16 protein-coding genes and 2 tRNA genes are annotated in these 20322 nt (G+C 41.7%); 10 read left to right on the forward strand and 8 right to left on the reverse strand.

Translation table 11 applies throughout. The features are described from left to right. Positions 1 to 91: 91 nt before the first annotated feature. Both I2I04_RS20980 and I2I04_RS20985 read right to left on the reverse strand, forming a co-directional pair. Positions 92 to 1849, reverse strand: coding sequence for an ATP-binding protein (locus I2I04_RS20980; RefSeq protein ID WP_195655814.1), 1758 nt, complete (start codon positions 1847 to 1849; stop codon positions 92 to 94). A gap of 29 nt (positions 1850 to 1878) precedes the next feature. After that, the gene (locus I2I04_RS20985; protein WP_004316645.1) at positions 1879 to 2352 is read right to left on the reverse strand and encodes a helix-turn-helix domain-containing protein; all 474 of its coding nucleotides are present in this window, start codon (positions 2350 to 2352) and stop codon (positions 1879 to 1881) included. 219 nt (positions 2353 to 2571) lie between these two features. On the opposite strand from I2I04_RS20985, the gene I2I04_RS20990 reads away from it, so the two are divergent. After that, positions 2572 to 2835, forward strand: a complete 264-nt coding sequence (locus I2I04_RS20990; RefSeq protein ID WP_195655815.1) for a hypothetical protein — start codon at positions 2572 to 2574, stop codon at positions 2833 to 2835. Positions 2836 to 3329: 494 nt separating this feature from the next. Here the strand turns inward: I2I04_RS20990 and pnp are convergent, their stop codons facing one another. Beyond that, positions 3330 to 5456: a polyribonucleotide nucleotidyltransferase gene (pnp, locus tag I2I04_RS20995; protein WP_004311937.1), complete on the reverse strand. Its 2127-nt coding sequence runs from the start codon at positions 5454 to 5456 to the stop codon at positions 3330 to 3332. A gap of 196 nt (positions 5457 to 5652) precedes the next feature. Between pnp and I2I04_RS21000 the strand changes: the two genes are divergently transcribed. The 3 genes from I2I04_RS21000 (at position 5653) to I2I04_RS21010 (ending at position 7894) form a co-directional block, all read left to right on the forward strand. Beyond that, positions 5653 to 6804, forward strand: coding sequence for a TlpA disulfide reductase family protein (locus I2I04_RS21000; protein WP_195470564.1), 1152 nt, complete (start codon positions 5653 to 5655; stop codon positions 6802 to 6804). A gap of 181 nt (positions 6805 to 6985) precedes the next feature. Beyond that, positions 6986 to 7450: a transcription elongation factor GreA gene (gene greA / locus I2I04_RS21005; protein ID WP_032811363.1), complete on the forward strand. Its 465-nt coding sequence runs from the start codon at positions 6986 to 6988 to the stop codon at positions 7448 to 7450. 51 nt (positions 7451 to 7501) lie between these two features. Further along, on the forward strand, positions 7502 to 7894 hold the full coding sequence (locus tag I2I04_RS21010) for an HIT family protein (protein ID WP_008026146.1): 393 nt from the start codon (positions 7502 to 7504) through the stop codon (positions 7892 to 7894). Positions 7895 to 7946: 52 nt separating this feature from the next. Here the strand turns inward: I2I04_RS21010 and I2I04_RS21015 are convergent, their stop codons facing one another. Together I2I04_RS21015 and I2I04_RS21020 are read right to left on the reverse strand one after the other, a co-directional pair. Beyond that, positions 7947 to 8846, reverse strand: coding sequence for a DMT family transporter (locus tag I2I04_RS21015; RefSeq protein ID WP_195470563.1), 900 nt, complete (start codon positions 8844 to 8846; stop codon positions 7947 to 7949). A gap of 3 nt (positions 8847 to 8849) precedes the next feature. Beyond that, on the reverse strand, positions 8850 to 10124 hold the full coding sequence (locus I2I04_RS21020; protein WP_143260188.1) for an MFS transporter: 1275 nt from the start codon (positions 10122 to 10124) through the stop codon (positions 8850 to 8852). Between the two features lie 467 nt (positions 10125 to 10591). Between I2I04_RS21020 and I2I04_RS21025 the strand changes: the two genes are divergently transcribed. Then, entirely contained in the window at positions 10592 to 12034 is a 1443-nt protein-coding gene (locus tag I2I04_RS21025) for a glutamate decarboxylase (protein WP_143260187.1), read from the forward strand. Positions 12035 to 12043: 9 nt separating this feature from the next. Continuing rightward, a complete protein-coding gene (gene glsA / locus I2I04_RS21030; protein ID WP_195655816.1) occupies positions 12044 to 13009 on the forward strand; it encodes a glutaminase A in 966 nt (321 codons plus the stop codon). A 146-nt stretch (positions 13010 to 13155) separates the two neighbouring features. On the opposite strand, the gene I2I04_RS21035 is transcribed toward glsA, so the two are convergent. Continuing rightward, the gene (locus tag I2I04_RS21035) at positions 13156 to 13935 is read right to left on the reverse strand and encodes a potassium channel family protein (protein WP_143260186.1); all 780 of its coding nucleotides are present in this window, start codon (positions 13933 to 13935) and stop codon (positions 13156 to 13158) included. 216 nt (positions 13936 to 14151) lie between these two features. Here I2I04_RS21035 and gadC point away from each other — a divergent pair, with 216 nt between their 5' ends. After that, positions 14152 to 15801 (forward strand): putative glutamine/gamma-aminobutyrate antiporter GadC, encoded by a 1650-nt coding sequence (gadC, locus tag I2I04_RS21040; RefSeq protein ID WP_195470561.1) that lies wholly within the window; start codon positions 14152 to 14154, stop codon positions 15799 to 15801. Between the two features lie 158 nt (positions 15802 to 15959). Here the strand turns inward: gadC and I2I04_RS21045 are convergent, their stop codons facing one another. Further along, a complete protein-coding gene (locus tag I2I04_RS21045) occupies positions 15960 to 17222 on the reverse strand; it encodes a sensor histidine kinase (protein ID WP_195655817.1) in 1263 nt (420 codons plus the stop codon). 199 nt (positions 17223 to 17421) lie between these two features. Between I2I04_RS21045 and I2I04_RS21050 the strand changes: the two genes are divergently transcribed. The 3 genes from I2I04_RS21050 to I2I04_RS21060 all read left to right on the forward strand — a co-directional run bounded on the left by I2I04_RS21050 (position 17422) and on the right by I2I04_RS21060 (position 19328). Further along, positions 17422 to 17494, forward strand: a tRNA-Phe gene (locus I2I04_RS21050). A 13-nt stretch (positions 17495 to 17507) separates the two neighbouring features. Beyond that, a tRNA-Pro gene (locus tag I2I04_RS21055) sits at positions 17508 to 17580 on the forward strand. 110 nt (positions 17581 to 17690) lie between these two features. Beyond that, positions 17691 to 19328 carry an alpha-galactosidase D gene (locus I2I04_RS21060; RefSeq protein WP_195655818.1) on the forward strand — a complete coding sequence of 546 codons (1638 nt, stop codon included), beginning with the start codon at positions 17691 to 17693 and terminating at the stop codon, positions 19326 to 19328. Positions 19329 to 19504: 176 nt separating this feature from the next. Here the strand turns inward: I2I04_RS21060 and I2I04_RS21065 are convergent, their stop codons facing one another. Then, positions 19505 to 20308 (reverse strand): hypothetical protein, encoded by an 804-nt coding sequence (locus tag I2I04_RS21065; protein WP_195655819.1) that lies wholly within the window; start codon positions 20306 to 20308, stop codon positions 19505 to 19507. Positions 20309 to 20322: the final 14 nt, after the last annotated feature.

Consider the following 20322-nt stretch of genomic DNA (forward strand, 5'->3'; position numbering starts at 1 on the left):
TACCTGCTATCTCCTTATTTATCAGCGTTTCAAGAATCTGGTGAAATGGATGAACCACAAACTTTACAGTAACATTTATGATACTTATTTCTTAAGAAAAAATTACTTCCTCCAATAAGGCAAGCTCCCAGCTACGCCAAACAATAGTAATTAACTTCAGCTCACCTTTCGCCTTGGCTTCTGCCACCAGCTCATCTTCACTATAACGAAGTAACTGTTCGCGTGCCTCATCAGCAAGGGCACGTATTTCTTTTTCCGAAGCACCGGCTTTTGCATATTTCACCTCAAGCAAATAGGTGAAAGGAGGCAGTACGGGAACCGACGGACTAGGTTTGAAGAAGAAATCTGCAAAACCCTTATTCAATTCGTATTCCGGATAGAGCTGGTAATAACGATACATCCCTAAATAGGCAAGCAAGAAGCCTTTAATGTGCGCTTCACCTTCAATATATTCACGGATACGGCTTTGCTCACGAACAGCATTGGCGATAAAATCGAACAAAGGTTTCCAGTCTCCCCTGAAAGCCATATTCTCAAATAAAGCACTCATCCTGTTCATGTCAATTTTAAAGATATCATGTTTGATGTAGCCTTGTATCAAGAAATTAAACAGCTGTTCTCTTACAACTAAATTCGGTACATGCAGGATGGGTCTTCCCACCATGTCCACACCTTTGATGGAAAGAAGTCCGAAATAGAATAATAAAGACTTGAAATTACTGGGATCCGTCATCTCCAATGCAGAAAAATGAGTAACAATGTCAGTAACAATCTCTCCTTGCTCGGCTATTTCCTTTATAACAGAAAAATTTTCTCCCAATCCGTGATCTAATTTTATCAAATATGCCAACTTGTTAAAGTCAGTGCGAATGTTAGGGTCTACAATTTCTTTAGGCTTTTTATGATGAAGTACAAAAGATTTCAGAAAATAAAGTGCCATGTCAGAATTAAACATACACTGTTCCAATGTATCTTCACTAAAGCAATAATTGTCATAATTGGGTTTCATCATGGCAACTATTTCATCTATAGATTCTTGAAGCACTCCCTGCCCTTTATAATATTTCAACATCTCACGTAACTCATTCTCACTGAATCCAACCAAATCATTAAACCATGAATCATTTGTGATATTGGTTCCGATGTTAAAGCCACTAGTCACATCATCCATCGTCACCGGACTCACTCCGGTAATAAACAACCGTTCAAGAGCAGCTCCGGTTCCGGTAGTAGCGGATTTTATCACATTAAAGAAGCCACGAATAAAACCTTCGCCATGCGTTGCTTTCCTGTAAAATTCCGTACCGTAAGTCGAAAGAATGGTATTGGTGAAATTATCATATTCATCAATGAGTAAATAAATACGAATATTTTTCTTACGGGTAGCATAGGAATTAATCGCAGACAGAAAAGCACCGGGTTCTTTTTGTATTTTCTCATCAAGAACATCCCAAATTTCTTTTCCTAACAAATCTTCATACTTAAAGACAAAATCTTTAAGTTTGCTACAACAATGTAGCTTAAATGATAGCTCTACTTCGTTGACATTGGAACTCACTTCCGAAAAATTAAATCGCATGATGAGAAACTGATTGTGGAGCTTCGTCGGATGCTGACCTATATATAGCTGACCAAACAACTCGTCAAACAGTTCAGCATGATTTACGTCATAATAGGCCTCTAACATAGCCAAAGTCAGACTCTTCCCAAATCTACGGGGACGTATCAGAAACAGATAAGGCGGTTGCATCTCTATTTTTTCAATGAACATTGTCTTATCTACATAATAATAATTCTCTTTCTGAATTCGGCTAAAATCAGTTATTCCGTAAGGTATTTGTTTCATCATATTGCGATTCCTTTCAATTTATCTGTCCCTTATTTCTGCAGACTTTTTTCAATATTCTGCAAACGGCGTTCTAATGCTGCATACTTTTCATCCTTTTCTTTTAAAAGACGCTCGTAGAGTTCAGTGATTTTGTCGATAGGATTGAAATTGTTAACTCGACTATCATTAATACTATCTTCGGTATCAGACTTAACTATACCCATGCTGATGTTTGCCCCACCTGCACTTTGTTCTGAATTATTCACCGTATTATTTTCAAACACCACCGTCTGTGCATCCTCCTCCAAAGTCTTGAGATAATCGAAAGGGACATTCAATGCACGTGCAAAGCGTTGCAACATCTCATCATCAATCACTTTCATCTTCTCATATTTAGAAACAGCAGGTTGTGAGAGATGTACTAATTCACTCAAACCCTCCTGGTTCATATTCTTTTCAATACGGGTACGACGTATATTGCGTCCGTGATGGACTCTCCCAATTGTCAATTCTTCTGTTTCCATTTTTATTTTCTTTCTTTTTAAAATCCAACAAATATACAAATGAAAAGTTTCGCTCGAAGCAAATATACGAAAAAAACGAATAGATGTGATAATATGGATAAAAGGAATATTACAACCTGACAAATAGAATAAAATGAATACTTCAAACAGCGCATAATGTGTTAAATTATCACGAACTTTACCGCACGAAAGGGCAACAAAACAAAAGAGCTTACGAACATGAAAAGAATATTGACAAGCAAAGAATGCAGGTTCATAAAAGAGCTCAAAGAATTGATGACTAAATACAATACGGTGATCTCTACAGATACACAAGGGAAAATTGAAATTGTGGTGAATGAAGACAACGAATCATTTGATTTTGAAGCAGAAAGCACGATCCATTTAGGAGCTTGTTTTTCAGATTATGAGTTAAATGAATTACTGGAAAAGAACTTCGCACACATAAAACGAATAAAAGAGGAGTATAAAACAAACTTGTAAACGGATTTATATAATTGAAAAATCATTAATCCTAATCTCTATATAAACACCCCACCGGTTTCTTTAAAACCAACGGCCTCTTCCTTTTAAAGGAAGGGGCCGTTCCTTTTAAAGGAATGAAGCTTTGGTTTTAAAGAAAGAAAAACGACCTTATTAACTGGTATATTTGCCTGTACCATAAACTTTTTGAGCAAAAAAGCTCTTTCAAAGAAATTTTTCTCATATCTTTGCGACGTGTTAAGTTAATAAATTGATTAAGGTCGATTTTTGACTGTTTCGAATCGGGAAGTATGGGGGTACTTTCCGATTCTTTTTTGGGGAGGATATAACAAGGTGTCTTTCATCTTTTTAAGGGTTTTAATAAACTGGATAAATCTAAGATATACTAACTCTATATATAAAACAGTTCAACCCCGAATGATACTAATAAAAAATAAGGCTGTTTCAAAATTAAATTTGAAACAGCCTTCATTATATATAGAAGCTACGTTTTCTTACTTCTTTTCCGGTCTTGGCAACAAAACCTTTCTAGAAAGTTTGAATTTACCAGTTTTCGGATCGATATCAATCAGTTTTACCTCGATTTCATCACCTTCTTTGATTCCGGCTTCTTCTACTGTTTCCAGACGTTTCCAGTCAATCTCGGAGATGTGCAGCAAACCATCCTTGCCCGGCAAGAATTCGATGAATGCACCATAAGGCATAATAGAACGAACTTTACCTTTATAAACTTCGCCTACTTCAGGAACAGCAACGATTGCTTTAATCATGCGCATTGCATCATCAATACATTTCTTGTTTGTTCCGGAAACTTCGATGCGTCCCATACCATCAATTTCTTCGATAGTAATCACAGCACCAGTTTCTTCCTGCATACCTTGGATGATCTTTCCACCAGGGCCGATCACAGCACCGATAAATTCTTTAGGAATTGTCATCGTTTCGATACGTGGAGCATGTTCTTTCAGGTCGGCACGTGGTTCGGCAATTGTTTCAGTTATCTTATTAAGGATATGCATACGTCCTTCTTTAGCCTGGTTCAAAGCACGTTCCAGAATATCGTAAGACAGACCGTCTACCTTGATATCCATCTGTGTAGCAGTGATACCATCTTTTGTTCCGGTCACCTTGAAGTCCATATCTCCCAAGTGGTCTTCGTCACCCAGAATATCAGACAATACAGCATATTTTTCTTCGCCCGGATTCTTAATCAGTCCCATAGCGATACCCGATACCGGTTTCTTGATCTTCACACCTGCATCCATCAATGCCAATGTGCCGGCACATACGGTAGCCATAGAAGAAGAACCGTTAGATTCGAGGATATCTGAAACCACACGTACTACATACGGATAATCAGCAGGAATCTGTCCCTTCAAAGCACGCCAAGCCAAGTGACCGTGACCGATTTCACGACGGCCCACACCACGTTGTGCTTTTGCTTCGCCTGTAGAGAAAGGAGGGAAGTTATAATGTAACAGGAAACGTTCTTTTCCGTGTTCCAAAACATCATCGATAATCTTCTCATCCAGTTTTGTACCCAGAGTAACAGAAGTCAATGACTGTGTTTCACCACGAGTAAAGATAGCAGATCCGTGAGGGCCAGGCAGAGGACCTACTTCACACCAGATCGGGCGGATTTCAGTAGTCTTACGACCATCCAAACGCTTACCTTCGTCAAGAATAGAACGGCGCATGGCTTCTTTTTCTACATCGTGGTAGTAACGGTCGATCAATGCAGCCTTTTCGTCCAACTCTTCTTCAGAGAATTGAGCTTTGAATTCTTCGCGGATCGCTTCGAAAGCAGCAAAACGTTCGTGTTTGTTGTTGTTTCCTGAAGCGGCAACTGCATAAGCCTTGTCGTAACATGCTTCGCGAACAGCCTTGCGCAAGTCTTCGTCATTTACTTCGTGGTTGTATTCGCGTTTTACAGTTTTTCCAACCTCTTCAGTCAACTCCATCTGCGCTTTGCAATGAATCTTGATAGCTTCGTGAGCTACTTTCATTGCTTCCAGCAATTCAGCTTCGGATACTTCATGCATTTCACCTTCTACCATCATGATGTTCTCATAAGTAGCGGCTACCATCAAGTCCATGTCAGCTTTTTCCAGTTGTTCAAAAGTCGGATTGATAACGAACTGTCCGTCGATACGCGCTACACGTACTTCAGAGATCGGTCCGTTGAAAGGAATATCTGAAACGGCAAGTGCTGCAGAAGCGGCAAGTCCTGCCAATGCATCCGGCATGTCCACACCATCAGCAGAAAAGAGGATGATGTTCACATATACCTCTGCGTGATAATTATCGGGGAATAAAGGACGGAGAGCACGGTCGACAAGACGGCAAGTCAGAATTTCATAATCAGAAGCTCTACCTTCTCGCTTGGTGAAACCACCAGGGAAACGGCCGAATGCCGCAAATTTTTCTTTGTACTCTACCTGTAAAGGCATAAAATCTGTTCCGGGAACTGCATCTTTAGCGGCACAAACAGTAGCTAACAACATGGTGTTGCCCATGCGGAGCATTACAGAACCGTCTGCCTGTTTTGCCAACTTTCCCGTCTCGAGTGTGATGGTTCTTCCATCAGGTAACTCGATTGTCTTAACAATTGGGTTAATCATAAAAATTGTTTTATCTATACTTTTTCTTTCAAAATTCCTGCAAAGATATACATTTATCGTGGTAATCAGGTGGAAATGAGGTAAAAAGTTAGTAGTGAACTGATTTTTTTTCAAAATTAGGATGAAGAACACGGCAAAATGCTTTGACTAATCTCGAAAAGAAGTATATTTGCATCTCGTTAATAACACACACTATATGAAAAAGGTTACTTTTGCAGCGCTCGCCGCACTTACTATTACAGCTTGTAGTTCCGGTCCTAAATTCCAGGTGAACGGGGATGTATCAGGAGCCGACGGTAAAATGCTTTATCTCGAAGCTTCCGGTCTGGAAGGTATTGTTCCGCTCGATTCAGTGAAGCTGAAGGGGGAAGGCACATTCAGTTTCAAGCAGCCTCGTCCCGAATCACCCGAATTTTATCGCTTGCGGATTGACGACAAAATCATCAACTTTTCTGTAGATTCTATCGAAACGATTCAGATCAAAGCTCCGTATGTGGATTTCTCCACGACTTACACGGTGGAAGGTTCGGAAAACAGCAACAAGATAAAAGAGCTGACGTTGAAGCAGATCCGCCTTCAAAAAGAGGTGGACGACTTGCTGGTAGCTTTACGCAGTAACAGAATGGGACATGATGTGTTCGAAGACAGTCTGGCAACATTGCTCAACAATTATAAGGAAGATGTCAAAGTGAACTATATTTTCGCTGCTCCCAACACGGCAGCCGCTTACTTTGCCCTGTTCCAGAAACTCAATAATTATCTGATATTCGATCCGTTGAACAATAAAGACGATGTGAAATGTTTCGCTGCTGTTGCTACGAGCCTCAACAATGCGTTCCCTAACGCTGTACGTTCTAAAAACCTTTATAATATTGTAATCAAAGGGATGAAGAACACACGCCAGCCACAGGCAAAAGCATTGGAGATTCCCCAAGAGAAAATAGTGGAAACCGGAATTATCGACATCGCCCTGCGTGACGTGAAAGGAAATGTGCGCAAGCTGACCGACCTGAAAGGAAAAGTCGTATTGCTCGATTTCTCTGTATTCCAGTCGCCTGCCGGATCTCCTCATAACCTGATGCTTCGCGAACTATATAATGAATACGCAAAACAAGGATTGGAAATATACCAGGTATCTCTCGATGCGGACGAACACTACTGGAAAACTGCGGCAGACAATCTTCCCTGGGTTTGTGTACGCGATGGAAACGGAGTATATTCTACAAACGTAGCTGTATATAATGTTCGTCAGGTTCCATCTATCTTTTTGATTAATCGTAACAACGAATTGAAGCTTCGTGGCGAAGATATCAAGGATTTGGAAGCAGCTGTCAAGTCATTGCTCTAAGTTGTTATAATTTAGCATATTTCATTTAAATATGTTACATAGCATCCTTTTTCGCTTGACACGTATCACTTAAAAGTCTATCTTTGCAAAGAAATAATGATAAGAGGGTTCCAACATGGCTCATGTTGGAATTCTTTTTTGTTTATATGACCATTTAAAACAATTAAAGGAGGAAAACATCATGGCTTATATGTCAGAAGAAGGTTACAAGAAACTGATGGCGGAACTGAAGGAACTGGAAACAGTGGAACGCCCGAAGATCTCTGCGGCAATAGCCGAAGCCAGAGATAAAGGAGACTTGTCTGAAAATGCAGAATACGATGCTGCCAAAGAGGCGCAGGGTATGCTTGAAATGCGCATCAACAAATTGAAAGCTACCATTGCAGACGCAAAAATCATTGATGAATCTAAACTGAAAACAGATTCTGTACAGATTTTAAATAAAGTGGAACTGAAGAATGTAAAGAACGGTATGAAGATGACTTATACCATCGTTTCCGAAAGTGAAGCTAACCTGAAGGAAGGAAAGATTTCCGTTAACACCCCAATTGCACAAGGTCTGCTTGGCAAGAAGGTGGGTGATGTAGCCGAAATCACTGTTCCACAAGGTAAAATTGCATTGGAAGTAGTAAACATATCAATTTAACGTAAAGGCAGGTCTCCTTATGGGGCTTGCCTTAATTTATCAATAAAAGTTATGGCAACAATATTCAGTAGAATCATCGCAGGCGAAATCCCCTGCTACAAGGTGGCGGAAAACGAAAAGTTTTTTGCGTTTCTCGATATCAATCCGTTGGTAAAGGGACACACATTGGTGGTGCCCAAACAGGAAGTAGACTATATTTTCGATTTGAGCGATGAGGACCTGGCTGCTATGCATGTATTTGCAAAGAAAGTGGCCCGTGCCATTGAAAAAGCTTTCCCCTGCAAAAAGGTGGGCGAAGCGGTTATCGGACTGGAAGTTCCTCATGCACATATTCATTTAATTCCTATTCAAAAGGAATCGGATATGTTGTTTTCGAATCCTAAACTGAAATTGTCAGATGAAGAATTCAAATCCATAGCACAAGCGATCAACTCCTCTCTATAAAACATGATGATGAAATAATAAAAGGCATTCTGTGACAGAATGCCTTTTTCTTTTATTTCTCTTTACTCTCGGCTACTTCAACCAGGTAAACTCCGATACAGATAAAAATAATGGCAAACGTTTGCGTCCAGCTAAAACGGTCTTGCCCCAAAGCAAGGGAAGCAATAGTTGCTACAATCAGAATCAGATAACCATAAATGGCAACCACCGTTGTTTTCAGATATTTCAGACCGACAGGCAGTAACATATAACTGATGGTGGTCGGAAAAATCAATACGAACATCAAGATAAGGAAAGGTGTCCAATGGAATGGCATGGAGAATACCGGAGCATCGATTCCTGTAATAAACGTTACGATCATGGCGGATACGGCAGCACCGGAAAAAGTATATCGCAACATTGTTACTGCTCCGATGGCAGTCAGAATACGCTGACTAAGAATCAGATAGACAGCATATACCACAGAACTAAGAAGACAAAGCATATTTCCCGTGAAAGCATCGGACGCCAAATCATCACTTTGCTGGGTTAAGATACAAACCAATGCTCCTATCAGACCGATAGAAATTCCTATGATTTTTTTAGTGGTCGCCTTCTCTTTATAAAAGAATATCATCATAAGAAAAACCCAGATAGGCTGGAGGCTGGTAAAAATGGAACTGGAAACAGGGGTTGTTTTACTCAATCCGGCCAGGTAGAGAAACATAAAGCCGTAAAGCCCCAAGGCTCCCAACAGGAAGAGGAGCCATTTGTCTTTGGCAGATGATTTCTCCGGAGGCATAAACCACCCGATTACCCAAAAGGCTGCTGCCGCAAATGTGCAGCGAAGGGTTGCCCCTGTCAGCGGACTCATCCACAAAGGCAGAAGATACTTCAGGGCATTCATATTTAAACCGCTAAAAACTTTCGAGACGGCCATACTAAGATTGGCTTCCAGTTTCTTATTCTTCATTTTTTATTTCAATTGGTCGTTAAACAAAAAGGTATGACGGCGCCGGTATGCCCAGAAAAGAGTCACAATGGTAATCAGCAGATTAAGAATAAACGGAAACTCTTGTGATTGGGTATGAAATACCCATTGGAAAAAATCGACGATAAAGGGATAGAGCAAAATAGCCAGGTAGTTCATCATCATCACAAATGCCAAAGCTAACGTGGTCTTTTGCGGCAATGCGGTCTGTGTGGTCTTATCATAGAGCATGGGCTGGATAATGCCATACCCTAAACCGACCAGAATACATCCGGGAATAATCAACCATTCAATCGGAGCTATCCAAATTAACAATAGGCCTAATGCTATCGACAACAGGCTATATGTCTTCGTACGTTCTTTAAACAAGCCTACAATCTTATCCAGGCAGAAGCCCGGAGCGGTGATGGCCAGGAAGAAAAGCGAAATCATCAGTCCGGAATTACCACTGGAGAAGTGATGCTTTTCCATTAAGAAAGGCAGATTGAAGATCACTACTACCACAATATATGTAATCACTCCATAGAAAAGCATCAGTTCTATCAGATGTTTGATGTGAATACCATATTTGCTGCCTCCTATGTCTATGGCAGACTGCCGGGCAGCTTTGCTGTCTTCTGTCGGACTCGTCTCCGTCGCCGTAGTAGCTGCTGCAGACGAAGAAGATGCTGTAAAAGCGACTTCTCCAGAGCGGTCTTCTTTCAAATGTCCTACCAGCAGGATGGAAACCAACGGGAGGAGATAGACAAGGAAAGGCAGGTGCCAACTGACTTCTGCCAGATAGCCCGTCACGGCAGTTGCTATCACTAACGTGAAATTAGTAATGGCCGAACTCAATCCGAACTGTTTCACCCGATAAGTCCCTACAAAATATTTGGAAACCAAGCCGGTAGATAAAGGGATAATAAGTCCGGAGCCGATACCAAGCAAGGCACTTACCACAATCAACTGCCACATTCGATTGGAAATCAGATACAGAATGCCGCTTGCGGCAAAAAGCCAGAGTCCAACTTTCAATACACGGACATAATCGACTTTCTCTGTCAGCTTACCCCCCAGCAATATAAAAGGAATGATGAGCAATGATGGCAGTGAGGTCAACATCTGTATGTCCAGATCCGTAGCTTTCGGAAATATCTTCGTAAGGTCACCCAATATAGGTGAAACAGCTAGTCCCGGCAATGAAGTCAATGCCGAAATAGACCAGATGGCAATTAAAGTGATAAGAGGAATTGTTCCTCGTCCCGTCTGTATCTTCATAATGCTTATTCGTTAAAAGTTTAGGTTTGAAGAAAACAATAGTCGCTTTATAAAGTTCAAATAGGCAATAAACATACTTCATTTAGAGATATCGGGACTATTCTTATCAAGTCAATTCAGTGATAAGATAAAAAGTAGTCAACCTTAATCAGGGAGTTTACCCGCTACAAGATACTACGAAGAAGGTTATATTCTCAAACTATTCTCACTGTTATGAGAAAAAATTCTCATCGCAGTGAGAAAATTTTCTCATAGTATTGAGTATTTTTTCTCATTACGATGAGAATATTCTCTTCTCGAAAGGGAAAAGATACTCCTCATAAGTTCTTCCAAACAAGAAGACTCCCCTCCTTAATAAACGCCAAATAATGTAAAACCCGGAAACTTTCAAAACTATCTGCTGTTGTTGTGGGAAATTCGACGGGGAAAATCCCCATCGCCCTAAACCTTTAAAAAAACAAATTAGTATGGAAGATTTAAATTTCAGAAAAGGTGATGCAAAAACCGATGTATTTGGTTCAGACAGAATGTTACAACCCTCTCCGGTGGAGAAAATACCTGATGGACCTACTACTCCTGAAGTCGCCTATCAAATGGTGAAAGATGAAACATTTGCTCAAACCCAACCACGTCTGAATCTGGCTACTTTCGTTACCACTTATATGGATGAATACGCCACTAAGCTGATGAATGAGGCCATTAACATCAACTACATTGATGAAACAGAATATCCGCGTATCGCAGTGATGAACGGTAAATGTATCAACATCGTTGCCAACTTGTGGAACTCCCCCGAAAAAGACACTTGGAAAACAGGTGCGTTGGCTATCGGTTCTTCAGAAGCATGTATGCTGGGTGGTGTAGCTGCTTGGCTGCGTTGGCGCAAGAAAAGACAAGCACAGGGCAAACCGTTTGATAAACCAAACTTTGTTATTTCTACAGGTTTCCAGGTTGTTTGGGAAAAGTTTGCACAGTTGTGGCAGATTGAAATGCGTGAAGTGCCTTTGACACTCGAAAAAACCACTCTTGACCCCGAAGAAGCTTTAAAAATGTGTGATGAAAACACCATCTGTATCGTACCGATTCAAGGCGTTACATGGACTGGACTGAATGATGACGTCGAAGCATTGGACAAAGCACTGGATGCCTACAATGCCAAGACCGGTTATGACATTCCTATCCACGTAGATGCCGCCAGTGGTGGTTTCATCCTTCCGTTCCTGTATCCGGAAAAGAAATGGGACTTCCGTTTGAAATGGGTACTTTCTATCAGCGTATCCGGTCATAAGTTTGGCTTGGTATATCCGGGACTCGGATGGGTCTGCTGGAAAGGCAAAGAATATCTGCCCGAAGAAATGTCATTCAGCGTAAATTACCTGGGTGCCAACATTACACAGGTAGGTTTGAACTTCTCTCGTCCGGCCGCACAAATCCTGGGACAATATTATCAATTCATCCGTTTAGGATTCCAGGGTTACAAAGAAGTACAGTACAACTCCCTGCAAATTGCTAAATATATCCACAGCGAAATAGCCAAGATGGTTCCGTTTGTCAACTACTCTGAAGATGTTGTGAACCCATTATTCATCTGGTATCTGAAACCGGAATATGCAAAGAAGGCTAAATGGACTTTGTACGATTTGCAAGACAAACTGTCTCAACATGGTTGGATGGTTCCTGCTTACACATTGCCTTCCAAACTGGAAGATTATGTAGTGATGCGTGTCGTTGTCCGTCAGGGATTCAGCCGTGATATGGCAGATATGCTACTGGGCGACATCAACAACGCTATCGCCGAACTCGAAAAACTGGAATATCCTACTCCTACCCGTATGGCTCAAGAAAAGAATCTTCCGGTAGAAGCTAAGATGTTCAACCACGGCGGTCATCGTAAAACCGTGAAAAAATAAAAAGAATCTATGGATAAAAAAGTAACACTCGCTCAATTGAAAGAAGTGGTACAGGAGGCATACGATCAGGTAAAGACCAATACCGGCGGCAAGAACGCCGACTATATCCCCTACCTGGCAAATGTCAACAAAGATCTCTTTGGAATCAGTGTCTGCCTGCTCAACGGGAAGACCATCCATGTGGGAGATACTGACTACCGCTTCGGTATAGAATCCGTATCCAAAGTACATACGGCTATTCTGGCACTGCGCCAATATGGTGCCAAAGAAATCCTGGACAAGATTGGAGCCGACGCAACAGGCTTGCCTTTCAATTCAATTATCGCCATCTTGCTGGAGAACGACCATCCGTCTACTCCGTTGGTAAACGCCGGAGCTATCTCTGCCTGCAGCATGGTGCAGCCCATTGGCGACTCTGCCAAGAAATGGGATGCCATCGTAGGAAACGTGACCGATTTATGCGGCAGCGCCCCACAGTTGATTGATGAATTGTACAAGTCCGAATCGGATACCAACTTCAACAACCGTTCTATCGCATGGTTGCTGAAAAATTATAATCGGATTTATGATGATCCGGATATGTCATTAGACCTCTACACCCGTCAGTGCTCATTGGGAGTGACTGCATTGCAGCTTTCCATTGCAGCCGGCACAATCGCCAACGGTGGCGTAAATCCGGTGACCAAGAAAGAAGTTTTTGATGCCACGCTGGCTCCTAAAATCACTGCCATGATTGCCGCAGTAGGTTTCTACGAACATACCGGCGACTGGATGTACACTTCCGGCATCCCTGCCAAAACAGGTGTGGGCGGTGGTGTGATGGGTGTACTGCCCGGACAGTTCGGTATTGCTGCATTTGCTCCTCCTTTGGATGGATCGGGCAACTCCGTGAAAGCGCAGTTAGCTATTCAATACATCATGAACAAGCTGGAATTAAATGTGTTTAGCAACAACCATATCACCGTTGTTGACTAAAACTCTCTCTCGATCTCTTTTATAAGTAGGTAAAGGTTACTATCTCCCGATAGTAACCTTTTTCTTTAAGAAAAGTAATCTCCTATTGGTTTTCAACATTTTACGCCCGACGTCGCTCCATCAGTCTTTATCCCCACACAAGCATATTATGTATTTGCTTTCTGTACGGCAGCTTTTTCTGCCGATTCCTTTTGAGCGGAAGCCTTTTTCTGTTGTTCCTCTTCTTCATAATATTGTTTTCTACGCTTGTTGGATTGCTGAATCAAATTTGTAATATAAACTGTAAAGATAGGGAACATCATCATACCCAAGGCAGCCAGCAAAACGGAAAGCACGCGCCCGGTCACAGTCTGCGCTACGATATTCGACCCTACGGTAGTGACATCCATAAAAGCCCACCACAAGGCATCTCCATAATCATTCACCAATGGATTCACCCGATGTTCGAGCACAAAAAATGCCAGACTGGAGAAATAAACTGTTGCCAGCAGCATCGTCAGATAAGAGACGAACAAACTCGAAGCCCGATTGTAAGTCAGCCAGCCGACCACAATAGCAAGCGCATAACCGCCTCTTAATAAAGGAATGAAACGAAGCATATAGGTGATCTCATCCGAAAACGTCCATCCATAATATGCGATAATATTCTGATAAGGAATGGCCACCAATAAAAAGATAAAATGTGTCCGCAAATAGCGTCCTTTATGTTTTGCCAAGAAGAACTCCAACACAAAATCGAAAAGAAACCAAAGACAGATACATAGCTGTACCTTCATGTAAGAAGACTGTGTATAGAAAGGAATTCCCTTAAAAGTATCCACCGAGATACTGATGACCAGAAACAGGGACATCACTAATATAATAATGTGAAGAATACCGTAGATCCCCTTTTTTCCGAAAATAAAATCTGAAAGTGCTGATTTCATAACTACTTAGTTTATAATAAAATGGTTCATATATAATTTAGATTGTTTAGAAACAATCGAGAAAAGTAATTGTTTCAAAACAGGTAAATCCAAGGTTACAATATCCCGTTCCGGCGATGTTAATTAACGAACTTTGAAAGAGATTGCGGAAACATCTCACGCAAAATGTTGTTATAACACTGACTTTAAAATATTTTTCACTTAAAACCTTAACTTATGGCAAATATTAAAAATGCAGTGAAGCTGGGTGTGTTTACCCTTGCTATCATGAATGTTACGGCAGTAGTATCCTTGCGTGGACTACCAGCCGAGGCCGTATATGGAATGAGCTCGGCCTTCTATTATCTTTTTGCGGCTATTGTCTTTCTAATCCCTACATCGCTCGTTGCAGCCGAGCTGGCGGCGATGTTTCAGGATAAGCAGGGTGGTGTGTTCCGGTGGGTAGGCGAGGCCTACGGCAAGAAACTGGGATTCCTCGCCATCTGGGTGCAATGGATTGAAAGTACGATCTGGTATCCGACAGTATTAACGTTTGGTGCCGTATCTATCGCTTTTATCGGAATGAACGACGTACATGACATGTCACTGGCAAACAATAAGTATTATACGCTTATTGTAGTACTGATCATCTACTGGCTGGCCACTTTCATTTCTCTGAAAGGTATGAGCTGGGTAGGTAAAGTAGCCAAAGTCGGTGGTATGGTTGGTACCATTATTCCGGCTGGTCTGTTGATTATCTTAGGAATCATTTACCTGGCAACCGGCGGACAATCCAATATGGATTTCCACAGTAGCTTCATCCCCGACTTTACCAACTTTGATAATGTCGTTCTTGCTGCCAGTATCTTCTTGTTTTATGCTGGTATGGAAATGGGCGGTATCCACGTAAAAGACGTAGAGAACCCTTCTAAAAACTATCCGAAAGCCGTATTCATCGGTGCGCTGATCACAGTGCTGATCTTCGTTCTAGGTACTTTTGCATTAGGTGTGATTATCCCTGCTAAAGATATCAACCTGACTCAAAGCCTGCTCGTCGGTTTCGACAATTATTTCAAATATATTCATGCTTCCTGGTTGTCACCAATCATTGCCGTTGCCCTTGCTTTCGGTGTATTGGCTGGCGTATTGACATGGGTTGCCGGTCCGTCAAAAGGTATATTTGCCGTAGGTAAAGCTGGTTATATGCCTCCGTTCTTTCAGAAAACAAACAAACTGGGTGTACAGAAAAACATCTTACTCGTGCAGGGTATCGCTGTAACCATCTTAAGTTTGTTGTTTGTCGTTATGCCTTCCGTACAGAGTTTCTATCAGATTCTGTCACAGTTGACAGTTATTCTTTATCTGATTATGTATTTGTTGATGTTCTCCGGAGCTATCGCATTGCGTTATAAGATGAAGAAACTTAACCGTCCGTTCCGTATCGGTAAGTCCGGCAACGGTCTGATGTGGTTTGTTGGCGGTCTTGGTTTCTGCGGATCATTGCTTGCTTTCATCCTTAGCTTCATCCCGCCCAGCCAAATCTCTACCGGTAGCAACACCGTTTGGTTCTCCGTACTGATTATCGGTGCAATTATCGTCGTTATTGCTCCGTTCATCATCTACGCTTCCAAGAAACCGTCTTGGGTAGACCCGAATTCCAATTTCGAACCGTTCCATTGGGAAGTTCAGGCTCAACCTGCCACCGCAAACGTTAGTGCAAGCAGCGTTAATGCTCCCCGTCCTGCCAATGCAACTTCTGCACATACAGGAGGAGCAACCGGGACAAGTACAGCTAAACCCGGCGCAACCGCTTCCGGTGGAAGTTCCTCTGCCAGCAAAGCATCTCCGGGAACCGGAGACAAAGATAAGGATGTACCTAAGTCGTAAAGACTAAACATTCATCTTGTTCATCAAGAAGTTCAAGACAATTCGAAAAGCCTTGAATTTATAAAATCACCCTCACTACAGTCAAGTGAACTGCACCCCAAAAGTCAGATTTAACACTTTTGAGATACACTTTACAACTGTAGTAAGGGCGATTTACTTTATAGGCCGGGCTTAATCAATTCCGGCTTAATCACCCGTGGCAACACAAAGCTGAAAGTGGATCCCCGGTTAATTTCCGAATCGAGTTCAAGATTTCCGCCCAGGTTTTGGATAATTGTTTGCGAAAGAGTCAGTCCAAGTCCCGTCCCCTGCATTTCACGATCGAGTTTTATGAAACGTGAGAATATCTTTTTCTGTTCTTCTTCCGGTATACCAATGCCGGTGTCGGACACAAAAAAGTAAATCTCGTCCGTGCTTTCCAGGCGGCAACCAAAACGAATTTCACCCGACGTGGTGAATTTCATCGCATTATGCAAGAGGTTAGACAATACCTGAATGATGCGTTCCCGTTCCGAATACATCATAATAGGTTCTACATGTGCCTCACAAATCAATTCCACCGACGAGTCATTCAATTTCATCTTAAATATTCCGTCCAACTCTCTCAATAAATCATTGACATCAAACTCCGTATAAACAAAATCAACTGTCCCCGATTCTATTTGAGAAAGATCGAAAATATCATTCACCAAGCGCAACAACCGTTCGTTATTCTCTACAATAATATCAGCATACATTTTTCTCTCCTCTTCACTGGATGCCGACACCATCAAACCGGAAAATCCGACAATAGCATTTAATGGCGTACGAACCTCGTGGCTCATATTAGCGATGAAGGCTGATTTCAATTTATCGGCAGAAATGGAATGTTCTCTTTCAATGGTCAGTAACCTTTGCGCATTCTTCAGTTCCGTCACATTATAAACAGTCAACACCATATAATCTTCGCCATGAATCTTCAGATAAGTACCCGATACCGATACATCGCAAGGAGTTACTGTCGTCTCATCCTCACTCAACAGCTTCATCGAAGCCTCCAGATTTTTAAAGCTTGCTTTCTTGTAAAAAGCCTTACCGATAGACGCACGAATACAACATAGTTTACACTGTTCATGCCGACCACATACACCGGCTGTAATCGCGTTTCTACAATGCAACAAATCCCCCACTCTTTTTGTAACTCCACCTACCTGAACAGGCAGACGGTTCAAAGAATAATAATTAGTGTCACAGACTACCAAATCCTTATCAATCAATAAGAAGTAGGCATTGATGTTCTGCAAAACCAAAGCCAACTTTTTAAGTTCATTCTCTTTGTTTTCTTTCGAATGTACCTCTTTTTGGAGTGACTGGCACTTTGCCCACACATAAATAAAGGCAGCTAATAGAACTATTATAATAATAATTGCCAGTGATGACATAGGATTAGAGTGTTTATAATGTTTTGATAGTTTCAGTGCGTAAATTTATAAAATATGTTGCATAAATAATGGGGTATCTACATATTTATTCCAACAAAAATACATTTATATTTTCACCGGTCAGAATTTGGCGAAATTTTCCCGCTAAGTTATTGCGGTATTAAAAAATATACTTATCTTTGCACCCGCAAACGAGAAAGGTGCCATAGCTCAGTTGGTAGAGCAAAGGACTGAAAATCCTTGTGTCCCCGGTTCGATTCCTGGTGGCACCACTTCGTAAGCAATCGGAATGTAGCGCAGTTGGTAGCGCACTACGTTCGGGACGTAGGGGTCGGGCGTTCGAGTCGCCTCATTCCGACAAAATAAAGGGTAGCTTTCTGGAATACAGTAAGTTGCCCTTTATTTCTATTTACTCACCGGGACGAAATCGGGACGGCTATACAAAAGAAAATACCAACCTATTATATCATGAAAAACAGTATTTATCTCTTTACAGTAGCAGTAACTTCTTTTATGTGCATCAGCTGCACAAAGACTCAAACCACTCTTTCGGAAAATGAAAAGGCAGTCAATCCTCCTATCATGGGATGGAGTTCATGGAATGCGTTTCGTGTAGACATCAGTGAAGACATTATCAAAAATCAGGCTGACCTGATGGTGAAAAAAGGTCTGAAAGATGCCGGATATCATTATGTCAATATCGATGACGGCTATTTCGGAAAACGTGACGACAACGGAATTATGCTTGGAAATGAAAAACGGTTCCCGAACGGCATGAAACCGGTAGCGGACCATATTCACAGCCTGGGAATGAAAGCCGGCCTTTATACCGATGCGGGTAATAGTACGTGCGGTTCCATGTGGGACAGTGACACAGCTGGTATAGGAGCAGGCATCTATGGACACGAACTGCAAGACGCCCAATTATACTTTGGCGATTGGGGGTTCGATTTTATCAAAATTGATTATTGCGGAGGAGACGCGCTGGGACTCAGTGAAAAGGAACGCTACACCTCAATCCGGAACAGTATAGACAAAGTAAACAAAGATGTTTCCATCAATATCTGCCGATGGGCCTTCCCGGGCACTTGGGCTAAAGATGCAGCAACCTCCTGGCGTATCAGCGGGGATATTAACGCACATTGGGGCTCATTAAAATATGTAGTCGGCAAGAATCTTTACCTGTCTGCCTATGCCGGCAACGGACATTACAATGACATGGATATGATGGTTATCGGATTCCGTAACGACAGCAAAGTGGGCGGACAAGGTCTTACCCCGACAGAAGAAGAAGCTCATTTCGGTTTATGGTGTATCATGAGCTCTCCTTTGCTTATCGGATGTAACCTGGAAAACATACCGGACTCTTCTCTCGAACTGCTGAAAAATAAAGAATTGATTGCCCTCAACCAAGACCCGCTGGGCTTGCAGGCCTATGTAGCGCAACATGAAAATGAAGGTTATGTACTCGTGAAAGATATTGAGCAGAAACGTGGAAACGTACGTGCTGTGGCTCTCTACAATCCTTCCGATACCGTATGCAGTTTCTCCGTCCCGTTCTCTTCATTGGAATTTGGAGGAAACGTAAAAGTACGTGATCTCGTAAAACATAGCGATTTAGGCAACTTCTCCGATGCTTTCGAACAAACGCTTCCGGCACACAGTGCCATGTTCCTCCGCATGGAAGGCGAAACACGTCTGGAACCGACTTTGTACGAAGCGGAATGGGCTTACTTGCCTCTTTTCAACGACCTTGGCAAAAATCCTAAAGGTATTCTTTATGCCAATGACAAGGAAGCTTCCGGCAAAATGAAAGTAGGTTTCCTGGGTGGACAACCGGAAAATTATGCCGAATGGAAGGAAGTGTACAGCGGAGATGGCGGACGCTATAACATGACTATTCATTACTCCTACGGTAAAGGTCGCCAGATAGAATTGGATGTCAACGGTATTATTACCAAAATCGATTCTTTGGGTGAGGATAATAACCACAACGAAATCACAGTTCCCGTTGAGCTAAAAGCCGGTTACAACACCATTCGCATGGGTAATAGTTACAACTGGGCACCGGATATCGATTGCTTCACTTTGACAAAAGCATTGTAATTTGACGATATAACCCTCAATATTGAAAGGAGCAACAACGGAATAAAGATGCCCCTAAAAGTTTTTCATCTTACTTTTAGGAGGCACTTTAAAAGCCATTATTGCTCCTTTTCCAGTTTAGATACTGTCTAGTAATTCGTGCAATATTTTATATCTTCATACCTATTTCGCTTCATTCATTCCGGCGTTATTGTAATCTCCGCCTTTTCTTCTATATTCATCTGCAAGCATGCATCTTCTGTCAGAGGAGTCCAGACAACCCGCTTACATTCTCCTTTTTGCAAATCGTTAGAATGACGACCGCTACCAGCCAGATATTCCGTTCCTACCTCCGTATTCGCAAATGTCCATCTCCACACACCATCTAAATTCAGATAGAAGTTTTCTATTTTACTGTCTTTTGCATGAAATTCCCTCACATTCCCCTGAATATCAAGCGAACGAAATTGGCAAGAATCAAGCAATACATTATAGCGCCCACGGACAATCAATGAATCCATTTCAACACCCTTCAGGTTTAATTTCAAACCTTCCGTATCAGTGATTATGCCAGCCAGCGAGTCCACAGCCAATTTTACGTTAAAACCAGTTGAGTAAATATAATCTTGGTGTTGAAACTTATCAGGAATATTGTTCGCACTAAAATCCAGCTTCATAAACAGAGTATCATCCTTTTGGATTACATTCAAATATTTCCCCCCAGGATACGAAATTTGCTCTTTCCCTGACGAAGCGGAAGGAGATTCTATTTTCATTTCTCCGCTTACAAACACACGTCTCTCTTCGGGTACTCCATCCTGGCTGACAAATACCTTAACAACATGCACGCCATTCAAGTCCATTGTCACTTGTTCATCACCCAAAAAGGCTCCATTTTCCCGATACGACTTCCCTGACATAGATATGAAAATAATTGTTGCCACAATTACAATCAATCCCGAAACGAGAAGGCCTATAAATATATAAGTAGTACGTTTCATAATATTCGTCTTTA

Source organism: Bacteroides sp. 1001136B_160425_E2, assembly GCF_015559655.1.
GTDB classification, from domain to species: domain Bacteria; phylum Bacteroidota; class Bacteroidia; order Bacteroidales; family Bacteroidaceae; genus Bacteroides; species Bacteroides luhongzhouii.

Excerpts from the sequence above, each read along its gene's own strand:
- I2I04_RS20980 (WP_195655814.1), bottom strand. The coding sequence starts at position 1,849 with ATGATGAAACAAATACCTTACGGAATAACTGATTTTAGCCGAATTCAG.
- I2I04_RS20985 (WP_004316645.1), bottom strand. The coding sequence starts at position 2,352 with ATGGAAACAGAAGAATTGACAATTGGGAGAGTCCATCACGGACGCAAT.
- I2I04_RS20990 (WP_195655815.1), top strand. The coding sequence starts at position 2,572 with ATGAAAAGAATATTGACAAGCAAAGAATGCAGGTTCATAAAAGAGCTC.
- pnp (WP_004311937.1), bottom strand. The coding sequence starts at position 5,456 with ATGATTAACCCAATTGTTAAGACAATCGAGTTACCTGATGGAAGAACC.
- I2I04_RS21000 (WP_195470564.1), top strand. The coding sequence starts at position 5,653 with ATGAAAAAGGTTACTTTTGCAGCGCTCGCCGCACTTACTATTACAGCT.
- greA (WP_032811363.1), top strand. The coding sequence starts at position 6,986 with ATGGCTTATATGTCAGAAGAAGGTTACAAGAAACTGATGGCGGAACTG.
- I2I04_RS21010 (WP_008026146.1), top strand. The coding sequence starts at position 7,502 with ATGGCAACAATATTCAGTAGAATCATCGCAGGCGAAATCCCCTGCTAC.
- I2I04_RS21015 (WP_195470563.1), bottom strand. The coding sequence starts at position 8,846 with ATGAAGAATAAGAAACTGGAAGCCAATCTTAGTATGGCCGTCTCGAAA.
- I2I04_RS21020 (WP_143260188.1), bottom strand. The coding sequence starts at position 10,124 with ATGAAGATACAGACGGGACGAGGAACAATTCCTCTTATCACTTTAATT.
- I2I04_RS21025 (WP_143260187.1), top strand. The coding sequence starts at position 10,592 with ATGGAAGATTTAAATTTCAGAAAAGGTGATGCAAAAACCGATGTATTT.
- glsA (WP_195655816.1), top strand. The coding sequence starts at position 12,044 with ATGGATAAAAAAGTAACACTCGCTCAATTGAAAGAAGTGGTACAGGAG.
- I2I04_RS21035 (WP_143260186.1), bottom strand. The coding sequence starts at position 13,935 with ATGAAATCAGCACTTTCAGATTTTATTTTCGGAAAAAAGGGGATCTAC.
- gadC (WP_195470561.1), top strand. The coding sequence starts at position 14,152 with ATGGCAAATATTAAAAATGCAGTGAAGCTGGGTGTGTTTACCCTTGCT.
- I2I04_RS21045 (WP_195655817.1), bottom strand. The coding sequence starts at position 17,222 with ATGTCATCACTGGCAATTATTATTATAATAGTTCTATTAGCTGCCTTT.
- I2I04_RS21060 (WP_195655818.1), top strand. The coding sequence starts at position 17,691 with ATGAAAAACAGTATTTATCTCTTTACAGTAGCAGTAACTTCTTTTATG.
- I2I04_RS21065 (WP_195655819.1), bottom strand. The coding sequence starts at position 20,308 with ATGAAACGTACTACTTATATATTTATAGGCCTTCTCGTTTCGGGATTG.